Genomic DNA, 18,801 nt, shown 5'->3' with positions numbered 1-18,801 from the left:
ATCCATCTCATGCAACTCTATCGTACCCGAACGGGACTACCTCTTCAACTATGTCAAAACGGTGACTTCCACTACGAGAGTTTAAAATAACAAGAACACCTCTTAGGATCGCATCCTTCGACGTGTTCTTTGACTTGCTTTCCGTGTATTGACCGCCGATTTACTTGATAACCCCTCTTTACCCGGCTGTCTCTTTCGAATCTGTTTTACCTTTGTCCATATCGAATAAAGCAAGGAACTTCTCGGGAGACACGGGACGTGAGAAGAAGAAACCTTGCGCTTCTTGGCACTTCAATTCCTTCAGGAAAGCCACTTGCCCCTCGCTCTCTACGCCTTCTGCGGTCACGGTCAAGTTCAGGTTGCGGGCCATTGCCGATATCCCGGAAACGATAGCCGCGTCGTTGCGGTCCGTCAGCACGTCGTTCACGAAAGAGCGGTCGATCTTCAGCTTATCGATCGGGAACCGCTTCAAGTAATAGAGGGAGCTGTAGCCTGTTCCGAAATCATCGATACTGATCCGCAAACCAAGCTTCTTGAGTCTCTCCAGCATTTCGGTCGCGTACGCAACGTCGGCCATAATGCTTTCCGTAATTTCCAGCTCCAGCCATTGCGGATCTAAGCCGGTTTCTTCCAGAACTTTGGCGATTCGCGCGTCCAGATCGTGCTGCCGGAATTGACGAATCGAGAGATTAACGGACAAGATGATCATCGGGTATCCGTTGTCCTGCCAGCTCTTCATTTGAAAGCATGCGTTGCGAAGCACCCATTCTCCAAGCGGCAGAATAAAGCCGTTTTCCTCGCAGAGGGGAATGAACTCCGACGGCGGGATTTCCCCCCGTTGCGGATGGCTCCACCTAAGCAAAGCTTCGGCTCCTACCAACGTCTCGTGCTCCAGATCGATCAGAGGCTGGTAAGCGAGATGGAACTGCCCGAGCTCGAGCGCAATTCGCAAATCATTTTCCAGCAGCAGCTTTTCCTTCGCTTTCAGATTCATTTTAGTCTCGTATCTTTTCCAACTGTTGCGCGTTTCCTTAGCGCTGTACATGGCCGTATCCGCGTTCTGCAGCAAAAGATCGAGAGAATTTCCGTCATCCGGAAACAACGCCATGCCGACGCTGCTTGTAATATGGAACGAAGATGGCCCTACTTTAATCGGTTGTTCGAATAGCTCCACGAGCCGTTGCGCAGCTTCCTCCGCTTCCTTTTCCCCGCGAATGCCGGCTAAGAGCACCGTAAATTCGTCCCCGCCAAGCCGAAAAACGTTTTCCGGCTTTTCGGAGAATTTACATAATCGCTCGGCGACCGCAACCAACAAACGATCGCCGAACGCATGTCCCAACGAATCGTTAATGGTTTTGAACCTGTCCACGTCCAACCATAACAACGCAAACCGGCTGCGATTATGTTGCGCTCGCGCCATCTCGGCTCTGACCCGGTCCGCGAATAAGCGTCGGTTCGGCAATGCCGTCAACTCGTCGTGATAAGCCAAATAGTTAATCCGCGCTTCCGTTTTCTTCTGCCGCCGGTACGGCTCCTCGATAAGGACCAAGTAAATGCCTTTAAGGAGACAGTAATAACCCGCCAGCTTGAAAACATCCCCGATTAAAGCTTGCACGCTTTCCGGCCCGGTCCCTAAAGACTCTTCGAGCTTAGCGAAAAACAACCAGATCAGCGCCTGTACGATCGTCAGCATCGATTCCGGTCTTTCGATGCGGTGACGGTACAAAATAATGCTTATCGCAGCCGCATAGAGCAGCAGGGTAGACGATTGTTGGAAAGGAGCGAGCGCATCTATGACCGATTGATTCCAGTGATTCGTCTGGAAAACAAGCAAAGATACGACTGTAACGATGCATAGGACGGAAATAATCGCATAAATTCGAGCACGGGGCCTGACAATCGGATTATCTAACGAAAAAACGACAAGCAAGCCTAACGCGCCAACCCATTGGGAAATCCAGTTCAGCAGCAGGCTTGGCGTATCTCCGATTATCGGATCATGCAACGGCATTCCCGAGCCGCTAAGCGCGTGCAATAAACCAAGGAACCCGATCGCCGTGAATAACGCGGCCGTCATTAACCGTTGCCTGCACAAAGTAGGTACGAAAACCATCCAGCCTAGAATAAGCAAAGCGAAGCATATCGCGAATGCCAATGCCTCCATAATCGAATGCACGGCATAACGATTAATTGAAATGAACAGATCCTCTAGCCAGTCGTGCCCAAGCTGCAACAAACCAAATAGGATTATTGCAGCGATAACCACCCATATCGTTTTCATTTCGGCGCGATTCATCGACATTTATGTGCCCCCGACAATATCCCTATCTAGGTAAAAAGACTCTATGTACTTTTCTATATTTTCCACATGAACTTTCATTTTCCTGCTTTTCTCAATCGATTTCGACATATTTTCGACAGAGATTCGACAAATATCGTCTAAGTCCCTTATGGAGCTTCAATAGGAATGCCTGATTTTAGCAGCCCTTGCGCAATATGGCGGGCATGTTCGGCGGCACTAGGAGTATCGCCGTGCAAGCACAACGTTTGAACTAGTCCTCCGGTTGCAAGAGACACCGCCTGCCGTACAATTTCCTCCGAATGCTCAAGTACGGCACCGGGAATATTTCTGGGCATGAGTTCTCCGTTAGGCAAATAAGCACGATCCGCGAAACCTTCGGTCACGAATACAACTCCCGATTCCAATGCGGCTTTATGTAATTTACTCCCTGAAGGTCCGAAAAGCATCAACTCCGGCTCTGTTCGTTGAACCGCTTCGACGATCGCGCTCGCCAATCGTTCATCTCTGGCCGCCATGTGATACAACGCTCCGTGAAGCTTGACGTGCCGCAGCTTCCCTCCCGCGGCTTTCACGAAAGCTTGCAGCGCTCCAATCTGATAGAGTACGAAGTCGCCGGCTTCCTCCGGGGAAACGGCCATCTCGCGGCGTCCGAATCCGAGACGATCCGGCAGCCCCGGATGCGCGCCGATCGCGACGCCGCGCTTAAGGCAGCTTCCTACGGTTTTGCGCATAGTATGCGGATCTCCGGCATGAAAACCGCAAGCGATGTTCGCGGACGAAACATACTCCAATAAAATATCGTCCGCGCCCCAATCGTAAGCTCCGAATCCTTCGCCCATATCCGCATTTAAGTCGATCGCGATCATAGCGTTACCCCTCCAATATTCGTTGGCCGTACGTCTTTATCCCGGCAGTTAATATCGCTAGTTCTCTTTCTTGCTGCCTTATGGCCTGCTCCGCTTGGTCGATGTCGGAAAGTTCGAAAATCATCCGGTCGCCTGGGACTGCCTGTGCCAATCGCGGCATATCCGCGCTAAGGACATGCGCGATCTTAGGATAACCGCCCGTCGGCTGACAGCCAGATCCCAATATGATCGGTTGGCCGTCGGGCGGAACTTGAATCGTTCCCGCAACTACGCCATGCGACTCCAATTCCTCGTAATTCGTTCTCGTTAAAGCTCCTCCCGATAACCGTATGCCCATTCGATCGGAATTCGTTTCAATGCGATATTGCCCGGATACAAGCCGATTCCTCGACTCGACGGTGAAGGAATCCCATTCCGCTCCCGGCAACACGCGTAACAGGATCCTACCGGTGGGTATCCGGTCGTACGTTGCGCGAGGGAAGTCTCCGCCTTCGCCAACCTTTGCTTGCCAATCGACGGTGCTCCAGCCGGACACGCCTTCCCTCGCTTTGTTTCTGAGCTTGGAGACGAGTTTGGCCGTGCGACTCGAATATGGGTCAACGCCTATCGAATCTCCCGCCGTTAACGATCTGCCGAATCCTCCGCCCATTCCCGCTCTAACATCCATACTGCGGCTTCCCAGTAAACGAGGAGCGTAGATTCCCCCGGCAATCGCCAAGTACGCCCTGCAGCCGGCTACGGCCGTTCCGAACGACAACGTCGTTCCGCGGCTAAGAAATACGGGCTTATTCATCGGTATCGAGGCCCCGTTCGCGGTAGGCACGAGATTCCCTCCGCAGATGGATACGAGAATATCACGCTCGATCGAGTAACTTCCTCCGACCATGGTCAGTTCCAGAACCGCCGCCCCTTCTTCGTTCCCGACAAGAAGGTTCGCCCTTCTCATCGATAACCGATCCATTGCTCCTCCGACCGATACGCCGTATCGTTGCCAGCCTTGTCTCCCGAGATCCTGAATCGTCGTTAGCAGACCAGATTTCAGCACCTTCAATGCCGTCAAAGGCGTCGATGGCGTCAAGGAGCGGCTTTCCCCTTTCCCTTGAACGGTCCTCATCTTAGAATCGGACTTAACCTCGCTGAATTTGTCCACCGAAACAAACTTCACTCGATCTCCTTGAGCGAGAAGAAACGGCTCTTCGGCATTCGGACGATACAAAGGAACGTCCGTCCTTCCGATAATCTGCCATCCCCCCGGCGAAGTTACGGGATATACGCCGGTCTGGTTGCCGGCGATCCCGACGGCTCCCGCGCTAACTTTCAGTCGCGGAGTATCATGGCGAGGCTGAGCCAACGTTCCGGGCAGGCCGCTCAGATAGGGAAAACCCGGAGCGAAGCCCATCATGGCGACGGTATAAGAAGCTTCGGAATGCAGCTTCGCGAATTGCGCTTCCGACACCCCGCTTCTTCGCGCGCACTCCGATAGATCGGGGCCGTACTCCCCGCCGTAGACAACCGGAATGACCACTTGCCTCGGAGTCGGCAATGTCTGTTCCGCGAGCGTATCCAGTACTCCGATCAATCTTTCGGCCGCCGATCGTAAGGAATAATCGGATCCGCGCATATAAAACGTTATGGATCGATAAGCGGCTACCGTTTCCATAAGCCACGGGAAATTCATGAGATCTATCGCCCTTGCTTTAGAGGCCGGATTGCCGATTTCAACCGTTCCCTCCCAATAAAGCGAGAAGGCGCGATCGCCAAGCGGCCGTATGGATATCGCACAATCGGTCATCGGTCGGTCTCCTTTCGCGACTTCCTTCGCAACTTGCATTTGCAACCTTTTCGAAAAACACGGTACAATTATAATATCGGCAAGGGAGGAATGGTTCAGAAGTGGAAACATACGACTTGGCGGAACTCGTCATCACGCAAGATTCGCAAACATGGCCCCTGGAATTCTCTCGCGCCAAATTGATGATCGTCTCCGAATACGGTACGCGTCTCTGGTATATCGACGTAGACGGAATAACCGACGAAGGTTTGCTCGGAAGGTTCGCGGAATCGGAAGAAATCGGCGTCGGCATGAGCGCGATAACGATCGGAGGACGCCGGTTGGAAGGAAAGGGATTTTTCCACCCCAACCCGCAGCATCGAGCCGCCGCCATCCGCGGGGATGGTCAATTAGAAGGTTACGGACAATCGGGCAGTCATGCCCTTAAGGAATAAAGACGGATGACCAGATGACCCGAGGTGTATTATGGAAAAATGGATAGGCTGGATCGCTAAGCTTCGTTGGGCGATCGTAGCCGTATGGCTGGCGCTTGCAGCCCTCTCTTTCTTTGTTTTGCCGGATTTACAGAGCATCGTCCGGCAGACGGAACAGAAGTTCTTGCCCGTTGACGCCGAATCCGTTCAGGCCGTTCGTCTATTGCAAGAAATTAACCCGTCCTCGCATTCCCTGTCCAGCGCGGTGATCGTCCTGCATCGCCAGGGGAGCTTGAACGACACGGACAAACGCTGGATGGAGGAGCTTCTTGAACGGATACAGTCCAGCAAACAAGAGTTCATGATTTCTAGCGTAATATCCACCCGAACGAATCCGGAACTGGCAGAGCGGATGCTCAGCAAAGACGGTTCGACGCTGCTCGCCATCGTCAATTTTCCTTTTGCCGATTTCGAGGATTCGACGAAGATTTCGCTCGCGAAGATTAAACCGATGCTTCGCGAGGCTCCCTCGGGAACGACGGCCATCTTGACGGGAAGCGCCCAGCTGTCTCAGGATTTCCAGCAATCTTCGGAAAACGGCTTAAGACGCACCGAGATTATCACGATCGGACTAGTGCTCGTAATATTGCTCTTCGTGTTCCGTTCTCCCATCACCCCAATCATCCCGTTGCTTACGATCGGAATCAGTTTCATTATTGCGCGCGGACTGGTCGGATGGACCGCGCAATTCGGCATGCCCGTCTCCCACTTTACGGAATCCTTCCTTATCGCCGTGTTATTCGGAGCCGGCACGGACTATTGCATCCTAATCATACAGCGGTACCGCGAGGAGTTAAGATCGGATAACGGGGAAGCTCTCCCGGCGGCGATTTCCCGCATGATGAGAGGCGTCGGGAAAACGATCCTATTCTCGGCAAGCACCGTGCTTACCGCGTTTTTACTCATAGGTTTCGCGGATTTCGGCTTATATCGTTCCGCGGTAGGCGTTGCTATAGGCATGCTAGTGACCGTCGCGGCCGCTTTAACGCTTACTCCCGCCTTATTATTGGTTTTCGGTAAAGCTTCCTTTTGGCCTAATCGCCATGGCGCAGCGCATAAGCGGGAAGAATCGCGGATGTGGGCAAAGCTCGCGACGCTGGCCGCCAAACGTTCGACTCTTGTGCTGCTCTCGACCACGATCTTGCTGGCTCCGCTCGCATTGCTCTTCCAAGGCCAGCGCTCCTTCGACGATATTTCGGAGATGGACCCGAAGCTGGAATCCATCGTCGGATTTCGCCAGATCGAACGCGCATTCAGTGCCGGAGAAGCGTTCCCGGTGACGATTGCCGTGTCCGCCGCTCAGTCGATGCGCACGAAATCGGGACTTGCGGCGCTAGAACAAGCAAGCTCGGATCTCGCGAGAGCGGACAACGTACTGGAGGTTCGCAGCGCGGTTCGTCCGCTCGGACGCAAGCCCGATCAAATGACCGTACCCGGACAACTGCGGACTCCGAACGTCGACGAGATCATCCAAACCATTATGAAAGAACAAAGATTCCTGTCCGAAGGGCTTGAAGCCATAGCTTTAGGAGCCCTTCCGTTCAGTCAAGGATTGTTAGGGATCTTGCCTTCCATCGGTCGGTTGGGCGACGGAATCGGCAAGCTTCTCGTTTCGCCGCTAGGCGGGTTTGCTCGCGTCTCGGATTCAGCGGGGAGCAAGACGACCGATGCCGATCGTCAAGCGTTGGACTACTATATTTCTCCGGATGGAAAGACGACGAAATTCGAACTCATCTTGAAACCCTATCCTTATTCCGGCTTGGCAATGGATTCCGTACCGGTCATCGCCGGTCAATTGCGGGCAAGCTTAGCCTCCACTTATCTTACGGATACGAAGGCTTATGTTACGGGGGTATCCGCCAAATACAATGAGCTAAGAGACATATCCTATCACGATTTCGTCCGGACGGGTTTGTTCGTGCTCGCGGGAATCGCCGTCGTCCTCATCCTGTTGCTGCGTTCCGTACTGGCACCTATTTGCGTCATGCTCTCTTTGGGTTTCAATTACTTGATTACGATGGGGATCACGGAATTCGTCTTCGTAGATATGTTAGGGTACCCTGGTCTATCCTGGACGGTGAGCTTCTTTATTTTCCTTATTATCGTGGCTCTCGGGGTTGACTACAGCATCTTCCTAATGGCTAGATTCAAAGAAGAGGTTCGACCTGGGGAAGTCCGCTCAGCCATGACGAAAGCCATGAAAACAACCGGAGGCATCATCACGTCCGCGGCGATCATCATGGCGGGAACGTTCGGAGCCCTTTGCTTCTCCGGGGTAGTTACGCTCGTTCAGATCGGCCTTGGAACTTTGTTCGGTTTATTGTTATACGCCACATTGTTCATGGGGCTCATCGTGCCTGCTTTCACGTTCCTCCTAGGGGAAAAGAACGGGTGGCCTTTCAAGGCCAAAACAAACAGAAAGTTACCTTAGTCATCGTCCGAAAATGTCGTTTTCCAACTGCTTACCGCGATTCTCCCCTCTAGAAAACGAATGAAAGCTTCCAGCTCCAATTGTTGAAGATACTCGAGGATGTCGCCGGCTTCTTGTTCATCGACGCAACGTTGTTGAATAGCAACGACATTCACGAACAAATACGCATTCCAGCTCCCTTGAGAAGCGATCTGCAAGAGAGCCGTCTGAAGCGAACCTCTCGGAATCCTACGCTCGCCTAAGAATGCGGCCGCTCTCGATTGCAGGCCGTGATAAGCCGGATGGTTGCCGGCTTGGTGAAACCAGTATTTCGCGTTATCGAAGTCCCCTTCGCGCCGATGCATAATGCCATGCAAAGCCGCCCCCGTCGGGGTATTCATATGCTCGACCAAGGCATGCGCCGCATCCAGGCTATCGTTCCATAGGTGAAGCGCCGCCTTCCAGGCCATGGCCGACAGCGTGCCGTCCGGCCTTCCGTCCGCCACTAAATCGATCGGTATCGCCGCGATCTCTTCATCCAATCCGGGATGCCACACCTGATCCGGCAATAAATGAGGTAAGCTCTTGCGATTGTTCAGCCGGGTAAGCAAAGTAACCCACCGTTCGGTTTCGCCTGATCTTTCGCGCCCGGCAGGGATCATTTCCCTCATCCTGTCGCCTCCTGGAATACCATCTTTTTACAAGACAATAGCCCAAAGTACGGAATTTGTCGAGAGAAATTACAAAAAATAGGAGCTAGCCGAGTCTTATGGACTCTAAGCTAGCTCCTTCGTGCGATAACGGATGTATTTATTTGCCGTGAAATACTTCCGGCGTTGTCATTTTATCGTAGAAATCGGTGAATTGGTCACGTTTGTCGGATGCGCGCCAGCCCATCGCCGAACGCGGATGCTCATCCAACGTTCCCGTGATCATGTCGGGAATGAGGTATCCCCACTCTTCCTTCTCGCGCAGCTTGATCATATGCTTCTCGATCATGCCGAGTACCGGACGAAGGCTGTATTCCGGACGGGTAAGCTTCGCCAGCAAGAGCTCGGTCGGCGTGTTGCCCGCCGCGCGACCCATTCCGTAGACGGAAGCATCGAGGAACTCGACGCCCAGTTGAGCCGCGGTCAACGTGTTCGCGAATGCAAGCTGCAGATTGTTATGCGTATGAACGCCTAAGCGTTTGTTCTTCAGAGCACGGCGGAATTTCTCCACCAAATAACGCATGTCGTCCGGATCCAAGCTGCCGAAGGAATCCACGATGTATACGACGTCGATCGGACTGTCGTTGATCATCGCTAACGCTTCGTTCAGTTCGTTGTCCATAACGCCGGACAAAGCCATAATGTTGATCGTCGTCTCGTATCCGCGCTCATGGAACAACGTTGCAAGCTCGATAGCCTTAGCCGTATCGCGAGCGTAACAAGCAACCCGGATCAGGTCGAGCATCGACTCGCTGCGCATAAGAACGTCAGCTTCGTCTACGCGGCCCACGTCAACAAGCGCGGAGAGCTTCGTTCTTTTCTTCTCGCCGATGACTTTACGCAAGAAATCGTCGTCCAGAAATCTCCATGGCCCTTCTGTGCCTTCGCTCTTCAGAAGTTTAGGGGAGTTTTTGTAGCCGACCTCCATGTACTCAACCCCGGAAGCGTTAAGCGATTCGTACAAATCCTGCACGAATTCCACGCTGAAATCCCAATTGTTAACGAGTCCTCCATCGCGGATGGTGCAATCCACGATCTTGCAATGATTCGTCTGGTTATGTACCGTCATATCCTTAAATCTCCTTTTCTCCTGCATGTGCGGTTTCGAAACATAATGATTATTAGTTTACATCAAACCGATTCTCATTGCTACCTCTATTGCAACTGTTTTCCGGAGCAAGAGACGAATCGGGCGACTGCCCATTCCGATCGATCACGCGAAATGAAACACGATGTCTTCGTCTTGGCAATCGATCTTTAAGCTTTTCCCTTCCAGAAACCAAACGTCCTTGCTTTCCATATAAAAGGTTATCATTTCCGCTACCGTCGTCACCGCGGCGTCATGAGGAGTATCCCTCGTGATTCCGAACGCGAACGGCGTTTCCCCGCCGCTTACGTATCGCACGAACACCCGAATGATCTCTCCGTCGGCAATTCCCCATTCCCCTTTGAAGCATGACAGCGCGGAAGGCGTAACGATCAATTCCATATCCAACACCTCATCTTTCATTTTGGGTACCTTTACATTTTACATCCAAATCCCAAATAAAGAAACGAGCCTTCTCCGAAGAGAAAGACTCGTTGTTGAACGGCTTGCCGATCAAGGCATCGGACGTCCGCGGGACGTAATGTACAGATGATACCATTCTTCGCGGGATAAATTGACTTTGCCTGCCTCGCCGCACGCGATGATTCTTTCCGGGTTAACTGTCCCGATAACGGGCTGGATGTTCGCCGGATGCTTCATTAGAAAGGCAAGAACGATCGCTTCTTTGCTCGTCCCCTTCTCTTCGGCTAGTTGCGCGACCAAAGCAGCCGTTTCTTGAACGCTCGCGCTCTCGCCCGAGATATCCTTACCGCCGTATAATCCGCGAGAAAGCGGACCCCACGCTTGCAATTGCACGTTATTGAGCCTGCAGTATTCGACCGTCCCTTCGGGGAACGAAGACCGCTTACCGTCTTCTTGATTGATGTGGACGACCGAATCCAGCCAGTCCAACTTCAGCAAGCTGAGTTCTAGCTGGTTCGCGACCAACGGCTCGTCCAGATAAGCTTGCAGAAGCTTCATCTGTCCCTCGCTCATGTTGGAGACTCCCAGGCTTCCGACCTTGCCTGCCGCTTTCAGCTGATGGAACGCTTCCGCCACTTCTTCCGGTTCCGCCAATGGATCCGGTCTGTGCAGGAGCAAGATATCCAACTTTTCGATGCCCAATCGAGCCAAAATGTCGTCCACGCTAGAGAGGATATGCGCTTTCGAGAAATCGAAACGAGTCCGCGGATAGTCGTCCGTCCCAAAACGGATTCCGCACTTGGATTGCAGGATGATCGAATCTCTGAGTTCCGGACGCTCCTTCAACACTTGGCCGAACACTTTTTCCGCTTTGCCTAACGCATAAATATTCGCATGATCGAACATATTGATCCCGACCGAAAGAGCGGCGTCGACCGCTTCGTGCGCTTGCTTTACATGATCTGCGGTAATCGGATTATCGTTCCATTCGCCACCAAGCCGCATACAGCCTAATACAAGCTGGCTAGCCGTATAACCGTGTTTATTCAAGGGAATGTTTTTGCTCATCGGAAGATCCTCCAGGAAATTTGTTTAATTGATTCTTTATCAATTATAACGAACCGATTGCGATCGCATAAGAAGTATACTTAACCGTACTAAGTAAACAACTGGGGCATTCTATCGGCAGCTCGGGTATTCGATTGGCAGTTCGGGCATTCGATTGGCAGCTCGCGAAATAGAGTTGTCTCTTTTCTATGCTATCCGACGCTTAAGTAAATCCACAGTGTGTCATACTTCTCAATTCAATGCGGTGCATTCGCTAGGCTACGATTTATATCTCCTCGGTAGAGACATCGCCGGATGAAATTAGGCGGCACAACCGGGTTAATCGGCTGGAAGTGCCGAACTTGACGGTTTAGACCGGCTCAGCAGGGTTAAATCGACCGGAGCTGGCCCATTCGCGGGTTTAGACCGGCTAGGTCGGGTTAAAATGGCCTAATGAGTTACTTTGAGTGCAACTCTACGAGAGCGAAGCCACTCTAGCTAGTCCCACCCAAAGTACCTCCATGCTCGATTTAAAGCGGCGTAGCCGCTCTAATCCCATCAAAAGCGCTTCCTTGCTCGATTTAAAGCGGCATAGCTGCTCTAATTCCACCCAAAGTACCTCCATGCTCGATTTAAAGCGACGTAGCCGCTCTAATTCAACCCAAAGTGCCTCCATGCTCGATTTAAAGCGGCGTATCCGCTCTAATCCCATCAAAAGCGCCTCCATGCTCGATTTAAAGCGGCGTAGCCGCTCTAATTCCATCAAAAGTGCCTCCATGCTCGATTTAAAGCGGCGTAGCCGCTCTAATTCCATCAAAAGTGCCTCCATGCTCGATTTAAAGCGGCGTAGCCGCTCTAATTCAACCCAAAGTGCCTCCATGCTCGATTTAAAGCGGCGTATCCGCTCTAATCCCATCAAAAGCGCCTCCTTGCTCGATTTAAAGCGGCGCAGCCGCTCTAATTCAACCCAAAGTGCCTCCATGCTCGATTTAAAGCGGCGTAGCCGCTCTAATTCCATCAAAAGTGCCTCCATGCTCGATTTAAAGCGGCGTAGCCGTTACTACTCAGGTCAACTTCTTTTAGGGAGTATTACTAGGCACTTTTTAGTCTGCTTCACCGTAGTCGTCATCCAGCCTCACACTAAGTAACATCCTCCGTCGTCAGCCGACCTTTGGCGGAGATAACGTAATCTCAGTTCGTTTCCCGGATCGTCAGCCAACCTTCGGTAGTTGTAAGGTACTCTCAGTGCGTTTCACGGATCGTTAGCCGAAATTTGGCAGCTGTAAGGTACTCTCAGTGCGCTTCCCTGATCGTTAGCCGAAATTTGACTGGTGTAAGGTACTCAGTGCGTTTCGAGGAGCATTAGCCAACTTTCGGCGGAGATAAGGTACTCTCAGTGCGCTTCCCTGATCGTTAGCCGAAATTTGACTGGTGTAAGGTACTCAGTGCGTTTCGAGGAGCATTAGCCAACTTTCGGCGGAGATAAGGTACTCTCTGTGCGCTTCTCGGATCGTTAGCCAACTTTGGGCGGGTGTAAGGTTCTCTTTGTGCTCTAATGGATTTGCCGTGGAGCTTTGCGACTGGGGAGACCTGAGTAGTAGCGGCATAGCCGCTCTAATCCCGCTCAGAGTGCCCACTTTTCGGTTGCGAATGACAATGCTAAAGAAGAGAGCGAGGTCCTATTGCGAAAACTCTTTCAATTTATGTTTGCAGGAACTCTTGGTCCCTGCATTACGCGCAACAAAAAACCGCTGAATCTTCTCAGATCAGCGGCCTTGTTCGTTGCATGAATGCCTTCACACCGGATATCCTAACCGATTCGATGAAGATATTCTTCGATGAGGCTTCCTATTTTTCTCGCCCTCGGTTACCGAGAGGGTCGACAGTTTCAGGGATAACTCGTTAAACCATTGCTCATCCTTCGCGGCCAAAGCGATGTCGATCAAGCTTTCGATGGACTCGGCATCTTCGAACGAATGCGTCGGCAGCTTTCTCAACCAACCTTCGCGAACGGAGACCAGCCTGCCGATCGATTCCGAATTATCGGATTTAACGGCGAATACCGTTGCCATACCCGCTTGAACGTCTAACGAATCTACAAAACCGTGAATCAATTCCCCGTTTTTCGTTTTGGCTTGCACCCAATCGCTGATTTCGACTTTCATCTTTAACACCGCCCATCCGGAAGTTTGTCTCGCATTAACTGTAACATTATCAATTACATATGAGTTAAAAAAATCGACGATTAGCGAGAGTTATATCTGCCTGTCGTCTATTCTTATCCCTGTACTGTAATAATATGCATTACAGTTGTTTTTGTCAAGAAAGAACCGCGGAATATTCGAAACATCCGAAAATATCCGCGGTTCTCATTGTATTCGTACCCGTTGGCGATACATGTAGGTTTGGATACGTTAGCTACGGTAAATTAGTTAAAACCGGAAATGAACTGCCCGACTTCTTCTCGAGAAGGCACATTCCCCGCACCGCCGATTCTAAGAGTGGCTAGCGCTCCGCAAGCGCAACCTACGCGAAGCGCTTCCGTTATTCCCTGACCGGATACCCATTCGTAGATCATTCCGGCATTAAAGGAATCTCCTGCGCCTGTCGTATCGACCGGAACGACGGGGAACGGCTTCGCTTCGATCGTTTTTCCGTCCCGATCGATGCAGAGCGCTCCTTTCGAGCCTCTTTTTACGACAACTCCTCCTCGCTCATTCGGTAATTTGCGAATCGCTTCTCCTATAGTCTCTGCGTCGAAAATCTGCAGCAATTCTTCTTCGTTGGGAATGAACCAATCGGTAACCTTCAGCAACTCGGTTATCGCATCCCGATTCCAATTCCCGTTAATGTCCCATCCGGCATCGAAGGAGGTCGTGATCCCGCTTCCGGCAGCCCTTTCGAATACGCTATTCCAATGCGGACGCATGTCGTCGAGCAGAAAATAAGATCCAAAGTGAATATGAGAGGCTTCCTCATACATCTCCTCCGGAAGAAACTCGGGACGCAATCTGGAAATCGCCCCGAGGTGCGTCATCAGCGCCCGATCCGAAGCGGTCGAGAAGGATAACGTTACACCCGTGCTCCACCTCGGATCCACTCGTACATGCTGGGTTCCTATGCCTGCCTTATTCAACTCATCCAGGCAGAACCGCCCTAACGAATCGTCCCCGATCACGCTGACGAACCGAACATCGCCGCCGAGCCCCGCCAAGTTCGAAGCGGTAATCGCCGAAGACGACCCCAGCACCATTTGAAACGAATCCAGAAGCTTCTCGCGATTAAACTCCGGAACGAGATCTTTCCCGGTCATGATGATGTCGGGATTCAGTTCGCCGACAACGTACACGACTTTTCCTTTCATCTTGCTCCACCCCTTTGCAAATTGAACAATAAATGTTTCTCCGCTTCGAAGAATTTGTCGAATTAACGATTTCCCACGCGCCGAATGAATACCATAGTTGTATCTATATCGTAATGACCGTTCTCAGGGGTGTCCACATATTTTTCGTTTTGGCGAAACGTTTGGTTAACCCACGCAAATAAGCCTTCGTTCCGTTTAGAAGGAACCGAAGGCTTATGTTCTAACAGGCTTTTACAAAGGATTGCCCGATCATGAGCTCTTAAGGAATAATCACTCTCATCGGCTGGGTGGATCTTTTCCTTCAAATAATCCGATAACAATTCGTCAGCAGTAAGCCGATTTCATCAGTCCCGGTTATTCGCGATCCCCGTATAGCCAGTGATGTCGGGGTGAAAAACGGAAATCGCGTATTTCGCGAAGCGAAAGCTGATCTCCGTTCGCAACGTCTCGCGAACGATTCCGAACTTATCCTCGTAGCCGCGACAAGCATAGCGATGATAGATAATCCCATCCTTCGTCTCGTCATCGAAAACCTTTATATTCCGATTTCTCATCTCGCGCCGAAGAGCGAATAGATCTTTACTGATGCTATCCATGATGTGCTGAATGAGCTGTTCGAAATAGGTTCTGAATAGATTCGGGGAACGCTTAATCTCCTGCAAACTCTTATCGCACATCGTAAGCATATGCGGATACATAATCAGATCCCGGATCATCGTTAGCTCGTCGCTGGTCGCGCGTCCCGATAATCCTTTGTTTTGCCGGTTCTGATATTGCTCCTGGTGCTCCGTCAAGAGCATTTTTCCTTTCCATCGTTCGTTGCCGTCCAATTTACTCATTTGTAATGTCCTCCGATCTGCTCAGATCGCTCCTTCGCCACTCCGGCGGCCAATAACGAGGATCCTCGCATAATCGCGCCGCTGCCATATCGGTCTTTGATCGAATCCGTTGCCCGCTCAAGCGAGTATGCGGCAGTCCGATCGTCAAACAGCGTAAGCTGGTACGTGCTGTCATCGGTAAGTTGCGTTAGCGACACATAGAGGTGGCTTACGGGCATGCCCTGCCAAAATTCGGCGAAAATTCTATGCGCGGCTGCAGCAACCTCATGCGTCAGAGAGGTGGATTGCGGCAGCGTCACTTGTCTGTTAAACCCCGACCTTCGCTCTCCGTCCGTCTCCCCCGCACCGACGGAGACGACGCGGCCTTGATAACCTAACCTGCGCGCCCTTCGGCACACCTCCACGACAAGCTCAAGGAGCACGACCTCGATATCCTCCGACTTTCGATATAGCGAAGCACGGAGCGTCTTGCCGTGACTGACGGATTTAAGCGCGCCTCTGATCGACGATTCTACCGGACTCGGATCGATCCCCCGAGCCGTCTGCCAATAATACTCTGCCTGGATATCGCTTTGCTTGCCCATGCGCAGCCTCATTCTCCGCTTAAAATCCGCAAGCGGCATCCGGGCAATGTCGCCTATCGTCGGAAGACCCATGCACATGAAATGCTGAGTCATCCTGTTGCCGACCATAAACATCTGGTTAATCGGCAGCGGCCAAAGCTCGGTTTCGATGTTCTCGTTGCCAAGCCGAAATATCCCTTCCGGCCTTTTCTTGGAAAAATTGTCCGTTGCCATCTTGGCAAGAACTTTGCTCGGCCCGATTCCGACGCGGGACCATACTCCCGTAGCCAATTTGACATGCCGTTGAATTTTCCGAGCGATCTCTTCCGCCGACCCGTACTCTGCGATCGCTCCCGTCACATCCAGAAACTGTTCGTCGATGCTGTACGGTTCGACTTGATCGGTAAAAGACTCGAATATTTCCGTGATGAGCAGCGAAATCGTAATGTAACGTTGCATTCTCGGACGAATCACGACCAAATCCGGGCACTTCGCGCGAGCTTCGAACACTCTTTCCGCCGTCGTCACGCCCTTGGACTTGGCGATCGGACAAGCCGCGAGGATAATTCCCGATTTGCGCTCGGGATCTCCAACCGCAACCGGCTTATCGCGATATTCCGGATGCGCTGCCTTCTCGACGCTTGCGTAGAAGGATTGCCCATCGATCAGAAAAATAGTCCTGTCTCTATGATGCATGACGCATCACCGGCTGAACGGCTAATACGCGATCGTCGATGAACATGCGCGGCTGTTTCTTCAGTACGTCGTAAGCTCGGATTTTACCGGACTCCACGCTTTGGATAAGGACCGTTCGTTGCGTAATCCGACCTTTGGCATCCTGATAGATGATCTGAACTACGCGCCCAATGTACTTTTCAGCCATGTACCTCGCCTCCATACAGAACATTTGTTCCCTTATTATATGGCGAACAAACGTTCTTATGCAAGAGGTAAAAAAGTACAGTAAAAGTACAGTAAATTTACAGAAAATAGAAAAAAACAAAAACCCATCCGCAGGAACCGATGGGTGAGTCGAAACTTGTCGCCGCGCCGTCTATTCCAATTCCAGAACAGATCCTCCGCTAATCAACGTTCCGATATTTTTCCCTTCGCAAATTTCTTTCATGGAACCCGGTTGATCAAAGTTGAATACGTGCATGGGCAGATTATAGTCTCTGGCTAGTATGAATGCCGACTGATCCATAACCTTTAAGTTATGCCTTAAAACATCGTCGTAATGGAGGGATCTGAATTTCCGCGCTTCTTTATCATGCTTCGGGTCTGCATTGAGAACGCCGTCTACGCCTTGTTTCGCTACTAATAGCGCTTCGCAGTTCACTTCGATCGCCCTTTGCACCGAAGGATAGTCGGTCGTTACGTAGGGCTGCCCGTTTCCTCCCGCAAAGATCACAATGTAACCCTTTTCCAAATGGTGTACCGCTCTTAACCGGATATAGGGCTCGGCAACCGACGTAATAGGTATGGCAGTCATGACTCGAACTTCTTTATTCGTTTTGGCTTTCAGAACTCCGCGCAGCATTAAGCTGTTGACGACAGTCGCAAGCGTACCGATGTTGTCGGCTTCCGCCCTCTCGATGCCCCAGCTTTCCGCCATATTTCCTCGGAATATATTTCCCCCGCCTATCACCAAGGATACCTCGACGCCTAGATTCACGACCGACATAATTTCATTAGCGATGTAATCCAATCTTTCCGGCGCAAAACCGAATTCGGCATTTCCCGCGACTGCTCCGCCGCTTAGTTTGATAAGAACTCTCCTGTACTTCGTCAAACGTTTACACCCCCTAAAAATAAAAAACGCTAAGCATTAAATGCTTAGCGTCCTAATGGAATGAGAATATGAACGGCGAAGTGGCTCTGTCGTCATTCCTCCGTCTCCTCCGCATATCCCCACTCCTTCCAGAAAATGATATCGATTTATTTTATACATAACGACTGCAAAAGGCAATAACGGATTCATGCGTAACGGATCAACTTAAACCTGCGGCAATTGCAGAGCGCCCCCCAGTGCATTAGTTTCAGTCTAACGGAGCCCGCAGCCCTTATTTTGCTTAAAAAGGAATTTTTTTAATTCTAACGGAAGTGGGCGCTCTTATTTCCATAATTCCCAATGAAAACAGGCCATACGAGCACAAATAGAGGCTCCTGGTTCCGTTACAATTTTAAAACACCCGTTTTCGTCGAAATAACGTCCGTGGGCGCCGTTAGAAAGTTAACTCTCGATTGTTGTTTGCTACAGAAAGAAGCTAATATCAGGTGAAAATCTAATGCAGTTGCCCTGATCATAAGCCGTTTAAGACCATTCACTTTTTTTCATATCCTACTATTTTTCCTAACACATCCTGCTTCAAAAAAGCTCCTGCCATTTGGCTATCATTGAATCCTCTCCAGCGCACATCCGCTAAGATATAATATTCGTTTTCTTCAAGTGTTACCGCGCCCCAAGAATCGTTGTTCTTAATGGTGGAATCGTCACCATAGAACGCGTCGAGTTTCTGGTCGTTAATGTACACTTGGCCCTTTGTAATGCTCACTGTTTCACCGGGTAGCCCCACAATTCTTGCAATATCCGTGTCTTGGTCTTTATTGTTTTTAGTTTTGAACAACACAATATCCCCGCGAGAAATGTCATATCGCTCATAGTGGTTTAAGTCTGCTAATACTTCGCTATTTACGAAAAAAGGATGTGGGAAACCATAATCGATTGCTGATAACATGCCATCTGTTCTTACCTGCACCTTCTTTAACGTTGGGTCAGGTTTGTCGATGACTTTTATTTTCTCCTCTGTCATGGTGTCAGTGACGGTTTCGTTACAGGCGCTGAGAAGCATCGCAATAAATACCGTAAGAGCAACAAAGATGATTGTTCGTTTCATAGAATTTCACCTTTCGGTTGCAGTATCA

At 51.0% G+C, this 18,801-nt stretch carries 17 protein-coding genes; 2 read left to right on the top strand and 15 right to left on the bottom strand.

Features of this window, described 5'->3' with window-relative positions:
• Positions 1–178: 178 nt before the first annotated feature.
• From HH215_RS33105 to pxpB, 3 genes are all read right to left on the bottom strand, one after another.
• The gene (locus HH215_RS33105; RefSeq protein ID WP_169283788.1) at positions 179–2,302 is read right to left on the bottom strand and encodes a putative bifunctional diguanylate cyclase/phosphodiesterase; all 2,124 of its coding nucleotides are present in this window, start codon (positions 2,300–2,302) and stop codon (positions 179–181) included.
• Between the two features lie 146 nt (positions 2,303–2,448).
• On the bottom strand, positions 2,449–3,168 hold the full coding sequence (locus HH215_RS33100) for a LamB/YcsF family protein (RefSeq protein ID WP_169283787.1): 720 nt from the start codon (positions 3,166–3,168) through the stop codon (positions 2,449–2,451).
• Positions 3,169–3,172: 4 nt separating this feature from the next.
• Positions 3,173–4,960: a 5-oxoprolinase subunit PxpB gene (pxpB, locus tag HH215_RS33095; protein WP_169283786.1), complete on the bottom strand. Its 1,788-nt coding sequence runs from the start codon at positions 4,958–4,960 to the stop codon at positions 3,173–3,175.
• A 101-nt stretch (positions 4,961–5,061) separates the two neighbouring features.
• Here pxpB and HH215_RS33090 point away from each other — a divergent pair, with 101 nt between their 5' ends.
• Both HH215_RS33090 and HH215_RS33085 read left to right on the top strand, forming a co-directional pair.
• Positions 5,062–5,394 (top strand): hypothetical protein, encoded by a 333-nt coding sequence (locus HH215_RS33090; RefSeq protein WP_169283785.1) that lies wholly within the window; start codon positions 5,062–5,064, stop codon positions 5,392–5,394.
• Positions 5,395–5,425: 31 nt separating this feature from the next.
• Entirely contained in the window at positions 5,426–7,864 is a 2,439-nt protein-coding gene (locus HH215_RS33085; RefSeq protein WP_169283784.1) for an MMPL family transporter, read from the top strand.
• Here HH215_RS33085 and HH215_RS33080 read toward each other — a convergent pair.
• The 12 genes from HH215_RS33080 to lepB all read right to left on the bottom strand — a co-directional run bounded on the left by HH215_RS33080 (position 7,861) and on the right by lepB (position 18,773).
• The gene (locus HH215_RS33080) at positions 7,861–8,514 is read right to left on the bottom strand and encodes a hypothetical protein (RefSeq protein WP_169283783.1); all 654 of its coding nucleotides are present in this window, start codon (positions 8,512–8,514) and stop codon (positions 7,861–7,863) included. The genes HH215_RS33085 and HH215_RS33080 overlap by 4 nt on opposite strands.
• A gap of 139 nt (positions 8,515–8,653) precedes the next feature.
• Entirely contained in the window at positions 8,654–9,622 is a 969-nt protein-coding gene (locus tag HH215_RS33075; protein WP_169283782.1) for an aldolase catalytic domain-containing protein, read from the bottom strand.
• 144 nt (positions 9,623–9,766) lie between these two features.
• Positions 9,767–10,042 (bottom strand): HesB/YadR/YfhF family protein, encoded by a 276-nt coding sequence (locus HH215_RS33070; protein WP_169283781.1) that lies wholly within the window; start codon positions 10,040–10,042, stop codon positions 9,767–9,769.
• A gap of 111 nt (positions 10,043–10,153) precedes the next feature.
• Positions 10,154–11,131 carry an aldo/keto reductase gene (locus HH215_RS33065; RefSeq protein ID WP_169283780.1) on the bottom strand — a complete coding sequence of 326 codons (978 nt, stop codon included), beginning with the start codon at positions 11,129–11,131 and terminating at the stop codon, positions 10,154–10,156.
• Positions 11,132–11,585: 454 nt separating this feature from the next.
• A complete protein-coding gene (locus HH215_RS33060; RefSeq protein WP_169283779.1) occupies positions 11,586–12,128 on the bottom strand; it encodes a hypothetical protein in 543 nt (180 codons plus the stop codon).
• 778 nt (positions 12,129–12,906) lie between these two features.
• Positions 12,907–13,275, bottom strand: coding sequence for a hypothetical protein (locus tag HH215_RS33055; RefSeq protein ID WP_174887652.1), 369 nt, complete (start codon positions 13,273–13,275; stop codon positions 12,907–12,909).
• 263 nt (positions 13,276–13,538) lie between these two features.
• Positions 13,539–14,474: a carbohydrate kinase family protein gene (locus tag HH215_RS33050; protein WP_169283778.1), complete on the bottom strand. Its 936-nt coding sequence runs from the start codon at positions 14,472–14,474 to the stop codon at positions 13,539–13,541.
• A gap of 344 nt (positions 14,475–14,818) precedes the next feature.
• Positions 14,819–15,313 (bottom strand): YhjD family protein, encoded by a 495-nt coding sequence (locus HH215_RS33045; protein WP_169283777.1) that lies wholly within the window; start codon positions 15,311–15,313, stop codon positions 14,819–14,821.
• Positions 15,310–16,572 (bottom strand): DNA polymerase IV, encoded by a 1,263-nt coding sequence (locus tag HH215_RS33040; RefSeq protein ID WP_169283776.1) that lies wholly within the window; start codon positions 16,570–16,572, stop codon positions 15,310–15,312. The genes HH215_RS33045 and HH215_RS33040 overlap by 4 nt, the downstream gene beginning before the upstream one ends.
• Positions 16,562–16,759, bottom strand: coding sequence for a hypothetical protein (locus HH215_RS33035; protein WP_169283775.1), 198 nt, complete (start codon positions 16,757–16,759; stop codon positions 16,562–16,564). The genes HH215_RS33040 and HH215_RS33035 overlap by 11 nt, the downstream gene beginning before the upstream one ends.
• A 171-nt stretch (positions 16,760–16,930) precedes the next feature.
• Entirely contained in the window at positions 16,931–17,668 is a 738-nt protein-coding gene (gene pyrH / locus HH215_RS33030; RefSeq protein WP_169283774.1) for a UMP kinase, read from the bottom strand.
• Positions 17,669–18,200: 532 nt separating this feature from the next.
• Positions 18,201–18,773: a signal peptidase I gene (gene lepB, locus HH215_RS33025; RefSeq protein ID WP_169283773.1), complete on the bottom strand. Its 573-nt coding sequence runs from the start codon at positions 18,771–18,773 to the stop codon at positions 18,201–18,203.
• Positions 18,774–18,801 lie beyond the last annotated feature (28 nt).

The organism is Cohnella herbarum (assembly GCF_012849095.1).
GTDB classification, from domain to species: Bacteria; Bacillota; Bacilli; order Paenibacillales; family Paenibacillaceae; genus Cohnella; species Cohnella herbarum.
This window is presented reverse-complemented; position numbering and strand designations above follow the sequence as displayed.

Bases quoted from the DNA above. Each gene is read 5' to 3' on its own strand.
- pxpB (WP_169283786.1), bottom strand. From the start codon at position 4,960: ATGACCGATTGTGCGATATCCATACGGCCGCTTGGCGATCGCGCCTTC.
- HH215_RS33055 (WP_174887652.1), bottom strand. From the start codon at position 13,275: ATGAAAGTCGAAATCAGCGATTGGGTGCAAGCCAAAACGAAAAACGGG.
- HH215_RS33070 (WP_169283781.1), bottom strand. From the start codon at position 10,042: ATGGAATTGATCGTTACGCCTTCCGCGCTGTCATGCTTCAAAGGGGAA.
- HH215_RS33050 (WP_169283778.1), bottom strand. From the start codon at position 14,474: ATGAAAGGAAAAGTCGTGTACGTTGTCGGCGAACTGAATCCCGACATC.
- HH215_RS33035 (WP_169283775.1), bottom strand. From the start codon at position 16,759: ATGGCTGAAAAGTACATTGGGCGCGTAGTTCAGATCATCTATCAGGAT.
- HH215_RS33040 (WP_169283776.1), bottom strand. From the start codon at position 16,572: ATGCATCATAGAGACAGGACTATTTTTCTGATCGATGGGCAATCCTTC.
- HH215_RS33060 (WP_169283779.1), bottom strand. From the start codon at position 12,128: ATGGAATTAGAGCGGCTACGCCGCTTTAAATCGAGCATGGAGGCACTT.
- HH215_RS33085 (WP_169283784.1), top strand. From the start codon at position 5,426: ATGGAAAAATGGATAGGCTGGATCGCTAAGCTTCGTTGGGCGATCGTA.
- lepB (WP_169283773.1), bottom strand. From the start codon at position 18,773: ATGAAACGAACAATCATCTTTGTTGCTCTTACGGTATTTATTGCGATG.
- HH215_RS33045 (WP_169283777.1), bottom strand. From the start codon at position 15,313: ATGAGTAAATTGGACGGCAACGAACGATGGAAAGGAAAAATGCTCTTG.
- HH215_RS33080 (WP_169283783.1), bottom strand. From the start codon at position 8,514: ATGAGGGAAATGATCCCTGCCGGGCGCGAAAGATCAGGCGAAACCGAA.
- HH215_RS33100 (WP_169283787.1), bottom strand. From the start codon at position 3,168: ATGATCGCGATCGACTTAAATGCGGATATGGGCGAAGGATTCGGAGCT.
- HH215_RS33105 (WP_169283788.1), bottom strand. From the start codon at position 2,302: ATGTCGATGAATCGCGCCGAAATGAAAACGATATGGGTGGTTATCGCT.
- HH215_RS33075 (WP_169283782.1), bottom strand. From the start codon at position 9,622: ATGACGGTACATAACCAGACGAATCATTGCAAGATCGTGGATTGCACC.
- HH215_RS33065 (WP_169283780.1), bottom strand. From the start codon at position 11,131: ATGAGCAAAAACATTCCCTTGAATAAACACGGTTATACGGCTAGCCAG.